The sequence below is a fragment of the Thermus sp. genome, from assembly GCF_056332225.1.
In genome coordinates this window covers 1-4,715 of sequence record NZ_JBWGQW010000075.1, presented here as the reverse complement: position 1 = coordinate 4,715, position 4,715 = coordinate 1, and the positions used below count along the sequence as shown (strand labels likewise).

Here is a 4,715-nt window from a genome sequence, read left to right as displayed (position 1 = left end):
AAGGGGAAAACGCATATTGCCCATCCCCAAGGGAAGAACTGGCTTTCAAGGTCCCCACCCGGAGGTCCGGGTTAGGGGGAGTATAGCACACACCGCAACGTTGGGCCAGGTCAAAATTTCGGTGAAGAAAGGGCTCCAGGACTGGGCTTTGTTTTTCAAAGCGCAAAGAAAGCCAGTTGCATCGCAATTTTGCTGATAGGTATAGCAAAGGCCCGCCTCATCGCCACAGGTAAAAGGGGGTGTAGCGCTCCCGTCCCAAGAGGGCGGCCTTCAGGCGCTGGGCCTGGAGTTCTAACAGCTCCCCCAGGGGCTTGCGGAAGCCCAGGGGGTGGGCCACCTCCTCCAGGAGGCGGGCCTCCACAAGCTCTATGAGCCGCCTCCTTCCCTCCTCGTTCAGGTACACGCCCCCCTCCCGGGCCCCGGCGTGGTCCGGGGTGAGGTGCCCCCTCCGGAAGGCGGAGAGGACCACCTGGTCCACGGCGGGCACCCGGAACTCCTCCATGAGGTCCAGGGCCAGGGCGGGGCTACGCCGCCCCTCGGCGTGGAGGAAGCCCACCTCGGGGTGGAGCCCCGCCAGGCGCACCGCCACCAGGGCGCGCCCGAGAAGAAGGGCGTAGCCGTAGGAGAGGGCGGCGTTCACGGGGTCCCTGGGGGGCCTGCGGGTCCGGCCCGAAAACCCCTGGGCGGCGAGGAGGCGGCCAAGCCCCCGGAAGTAGGCCCGGCTCCCCTCGCCCTCCGCCCCCCGGAGGCTCGCAAGCCTCTCCGCCTCCCCGGCCCGGGCGAGGGCCTGGGCCACCTCCTCGGCCTCGGGAAGGCCGTACCGCTCCAGGAGGGCCAGGGCCGAGCGGAGCTTGCCCACCACGAAGGCCCGGGCCAAGGGAAGGGCCTCGGCCCCGAACTGGGCCCGGAGGTGGCCCGGGTGGGGGTCGGGGAAGGCCCCCGCCACCCCGTGGAGAAAGCCCTCCAGGGAGAAGAAAAACACCGGCGCCCCCTGCCGGAGGAGGAAGACCAGGGCGGGGGTGGAGAGGCGCACGTTGCCCCACACCGCCACCCGCCGCACCTGGCGGGCGGGGAAGCTCCCCACCTCCACCCCCTCTTCCTCCAGGAGGAGCCGCCCCTGGCGCAGGCGCAGGGTGGCCCCTTGGCGGGTGAGGTGGAGGGTCATCAGAAGAGGGGCCAGGGAGGAAGGGGCCTCAGGCGCTCGTCCAGCCCGGCGAGGAAGTCCCGCAAGCGCTCGTAGTCCCCCTGCTCCACGGGCCTCGTGCCGTGGGCCAGGATGCTCCCGTGCCGCTTCTGGAGAAGGGCCTGGAGCCGGTTCTTCTCCCCGTAGAGGCGCTGGGCCAGGGTGCCCTGCTGGCCGAAGGCCAGGTCCAGGTCAAAGGCCGCGTCCAGGAGGTCCATGAGGCCCCGGGGCTTCAGAATGCGCTCCCGGAGGCTTTCGGGGAAGCCCTCGGGCCAGGTCCTGGGGTCCTTGAGGGCGAAGCCCAGGCGCTCCTGGACATCCGCCTCCACCGCCAGCTCCAGGGCCCGGTAGAGGCGGGCCAGGGCGTCGTCAAAGCGGCCCAGGGCGGCGCGGCGCTCGGCGTTGGCGAGGAGGTCCTGGAGGAGGGAGAAGGTGGGCTTTTCCCCGGCCTCCACGATGCTTTTCAGGTGGGGGAGGAGGTCTTCCAGGCTCTTCAGGACCCGCACCTTCCCCCCGTGCCCCCAGGCCTCGGCCACGGCCAGGGCCACGGGGAGGTGGGCGGAAAGCCTTTCCAGGGCCTCCCGGTGCCGGAAGCGGTCCCACTCCATGAGGCCCTCCACCACCCCCCGCATGGCCTGGTAAAAGCGGGTTTCGGAGGGAGAGAGGGGGCGGCTTAGGAGGCTCTCCAGCTCGGCGAGGGCCATCCCCAGGTTCAGGGCGTTCCAGGCCCGGGTGAAGCCCGCCCACTCCCGGAGGCCGAAGCGGGCCGTGGGGTCCTCGAGGAGGCGGAGCCTCTCCTCTCCGGAGACCACCCGGCCCGTCTTCGGGTCCCGCCGTTCCCCGCCCACGTAGCTGAAGACCACCCCCCGCCCCGTGAGGGCCAGGGTGAGGCCCGCCGCCATGGGCTTGGTGCCCCCGGTGAGGTCGGCCACGATGGCCTTGGCCTCCCACTCCAGGGCCTTCCTCAAGGCCAACAGGGCCTTCTGGTAGGCCTCGAGGAGGCTTTCCGCGTCTTCCAGGAGGAGGGTGTGGTGGCGGAAGGAGGCGCCGTAGTCCTTTAGAAGCTCCGCGGCCACGGGGTGGCTCTGCTGGCTCGCCAGGAAGACCACCCCCTGGGGGGCGTGCTCGGAAAGGGCCACCTCCAGGGGCTCCCGGGTGGTGCCCACCGTGAGGATGAGGACCTTCATGGGACCATTATTCCCGAAGAAGGGGCCGGCCGCCCCAACGCCCCAAGTCTTCCGATACTCCTCCTAGCGCCTTCCAACCTCCTCCAGGAGGGCCCAAAGCTCCCTTAGCTTCTCCTCCACCGCCTGGCGGCGGGCCTTGGGGAGGGCCTCCTCCCTTAGCCGCGAGCCCCATGGCCTCCCGAAACATGCGCTCCATGACGCCCATCTAGACCACCTCCTCCACAACCCCGACCCCCACGTGTCCCAAGAAGGCGTCGGCGAGGGCCCGGATTTCCCCCAGAACCCGCTCGTCCCCCACCGCGTGGATGGGCAGGGCCCGGTCTATGGCCTCCTTGTAAGGGCCTGGGCGGTAGGAAAGAGCCGGGGCAAGAGGGGCTATGGCGGCCGCTTCCTCCAAAAGGAGGCGAACCTTTTTGTCCTGGGCCGTCCGGCCGTCGTACTTGGTGGGAATCAAAAGGCGGATGAAGGCGACCACTTCCGGCGAGAGGAAGCGCAGGGCCCGGAGGGTGCGGAGGTAGTCCTTGCTCACCTCCACCACGGCGCGAAGCGCCTGAACCCCCTTGGCGCTGGTTTCCACCGGAACCAAGAGCCCCTCTCCCGCAAGAGCGGCCATACCCGCGATGGGACCGAGGGAAGGGGGGGAGTCAATGAGGACGAAGTCGTAGCGCTCCAGGGCTCCGCTTTCCATCAAGGCGGTGCGGAGCAAGACCATCCCGAGGCTCTTGGTGGGGATCACCACCTCGGCCATGGCCAGGTTCATGTTGGCGGGCACAAGGCCCACCGGGATTCCCCCCACCTCCATCCGGCGCGGCTCCGGCAGACCCTTCCCCTCCACCACGGCGAGGAGCGTTTCCTGGTCTTCCACCTCGGACAGGTCCACGCCCAGCCACGCGGAAAGGTTCGCCTGAGGGTCGGCGTCCACCAGAAGGATCCGGTATCCCCTCGAGGCCAGCTCAAAGCCCAAGTCCCGGGCCAGGGAGGTCTTGCCCGCCCCACCGGCGTGGGTGAAGAGGGTGAAGACCCGCCCCTTACCCTCCCTCTTCCCCTTCTCCTCAACGGGGATATACCAGTAGCGGCCGAGCCGCACCGCCTGGATCCGCCCCTCACGAATGTGCAGGCGCAGGGTGCTAAGGGGGATCCCGGCCCTCCGCGCGTACTCCGGCAAGGGAATGAGCTTGGCTTGCCCCATAGCGCAAGGTTGATGGCGCAAGGAGCAGTCCGTCAAGCCCGGCCCGGGCCAGAAACTTCGGGCGGTTGACGAGAGGGGGGCGAAGGCGTAGAGTGGACTTACCGACCGGTCGGTGGGACCATGCTGACGACCACCAGGGACCGCATTCTAGAAGAAGCCGCCAAGCTCTTCACCGAGAAGGGCTACGAGGCCGCCAGCGTCCAGGACCTCGCCCAGGCCCTGGGCCTCTCCAAAGCCGCCCTTTACCACCACTTCGGGAGCAAGGAGGAGATCCTCTACGAGATCAGCCTCCTCGCCCTGGGGGGCCTGGTGGCGGCGGGGGAGGAGGCCTTGGGAATAGCGGACCCCAAGGCCGCCCTCCTCCGCTTCATGGAGGCCCACGCCCGCTACTTTGAGGAGAACCGCCCCTTCTTCGTGGCCATGCTCCAGGGCCTGCAAAGCCTCTCTCCGGCGCACCGGGAGGCCACCGTCCGCCTCCGCGACCGGCACGAGGAAAACCTTCGGGCGATCCTGAGGCGGGGCGTGGAGGCCGGGGCCTTCCGGGAGGTGGACGTGGCCCTGGCGGGGCGGGCCATCCTCTCCATGCTCAACTGGATGATCCGCTGGTTCCGGCCCGAGGGGCCCATGCGGGCGGAGGAGGTGGCCCGGGGGTACTACGACCTGATCCTGAGGGGGTTGGAGCGTGGAGGTGCCTGAGCCCAAGGCGATCCTGGAGCTCGCCCGGAGGTTTCTTTCCGAGCGGGGCGGGACGCTTAGGGCCTACGAGGAGGAGGAGGGCTTTCCCTGGCCCTTGGTGGAGGAGCGCCTCTTCGCCCTCCCCCCCAGCCTGACGCTGATCAACCTCCAGACGGGCCACTTCCACGCCTGGTACGAGATCGACCCCATCCCCCTGCGGGTGCCCCCGGAACGGCAGGAGACCCTGCGGAGGACCCTGGCCCTCCTGGCCCGGGTGGAGGCCCTGCTGGAGGCCTTCTACGGGGCGGACCCGGGCTACAACGGCCTCCTCTCCCGGAACCCCTTCCTGCACCCCCCGGAGTGGACCCGGGGCGGGGGGAAGCGGTGGACCCTGGAAGACCTCCTCCGGGAGCTTCAGGCCCACCTGCCCCGGAGGGCGCGGAGGGCGGCCCGGTGGGAGCTTGCCTCCTACGGACGGAAC

At 69.5% G+C, this 4,715-nt stretch carries 5 protein-coding genes; 2 read left to right on the top strand and 3 right to left on the bottom strand.

The window, feature by feature from the left end; all coding sequences use genetic code 11:
* Positions 1–217: 217 nt before the first annotated feature.
* The 3 genes from cas1 to AC01Y6_RS09500 form a co-directional block, all read right to left on the bottom strand.
* Positions 218–1,165 (bottom strand): CRISPR-associated endonuclease Cas1, encoded by a 948-nt coding sequence (cas1, locus tag AC01Y6_RS09510; protein WP_476671279.1) that lies wholly within the window; start codon positions 1,163–1,165, stop codon positions 218–220.
* Positions 1,165–2,370, bottom strand: coding sequence for a TIGR02710 family CRISPR-associated CARF protein (locus AC01Y6_RS09505; protein ID WP_428720763.1), 1,206 nt, complete (start codon positions 2,368–2,370; stop codon positions 1,165–1,167). Before AC01Y6_RS09505 ends, cas1 begins: the two co-directional genes overlap by 1 nt.
* Positions 2,371–2,575: 205 nt before the next feature.
* Positions 2,576–3,559: a ParA family protein gene (locus AC01Y6_RS09500; RefSeq protein ID WP_428720873.1), complete on the bottom strand. Its 984-nt coding sequence runs from the start codon at positions 3,557–3,559 to the stop codon at positions 2,576–2,578.
* Positions 3,560–3,679: 120 nt separating this feature from the next.
* On the opposite strand from AC01Y6_RS09500, the gene AC01Y6_RS09495 reads away from it, so the two are divergent.
* Together AC01Y6_RS09495 and AC01Y6_RS09490 are read left to right on the top strand one after the other, a co-directional pair.
* Positions 3,680–4,255, top strand: a complete 576-nt coding sequence (locus AC01Y6_RS09495) for a TetR/AcrR family transcriptional regulator (RefSeq protein ID WP_476671277.1) — start codon at positions 3,680–3,682, stop codon at positions 4,253–4,255.
* Positions 4,242–4,715, top strand: a 474-nt coding sequence (locus tag AC01Y6_RS09490; RefSeq protein WP_476671276.1) for a replication initiation protein, incomplete at its 3' end; no start/stop codon positions are given. The genes AC01Y6_RS09495 and AC01Y6_RS09490, both read left to right, overlap by 14 nt.

Bases quoted from the DNA above. Each gene is read 5' to 3' on its own strand.
- AC01Y6_RS09505 (WP_428720763.1), bottom strand. From the start codon at position 2,370: ATGAAGGTCCTCATCCTCACGGTGGGCACCACCCGGGAGCCCCTGGAG.
- AC01Y6_RS09495 (WP_476671277.1), top strand. From the start codon at position 3,680: ATGCTGACGACCACCAGGGACCGCATTCTAGAAGAAGCCGCCAAGCTC.
- cas1 (WP_476671279.1), bottom strand. From the start codon at position 1,165: ATGACCCTCCACCTCACCCGCCAAGGGGCCACCCTGCGCCTGCGCCAG.
- AC01Y6_RS09500 (WP_428720873.1), bottom strand. From the start codon at position 3,559: ATGGGGCAAGCCAAGCTCATTCCCTTGCCGGAGTACGCGCGGAGGGCC.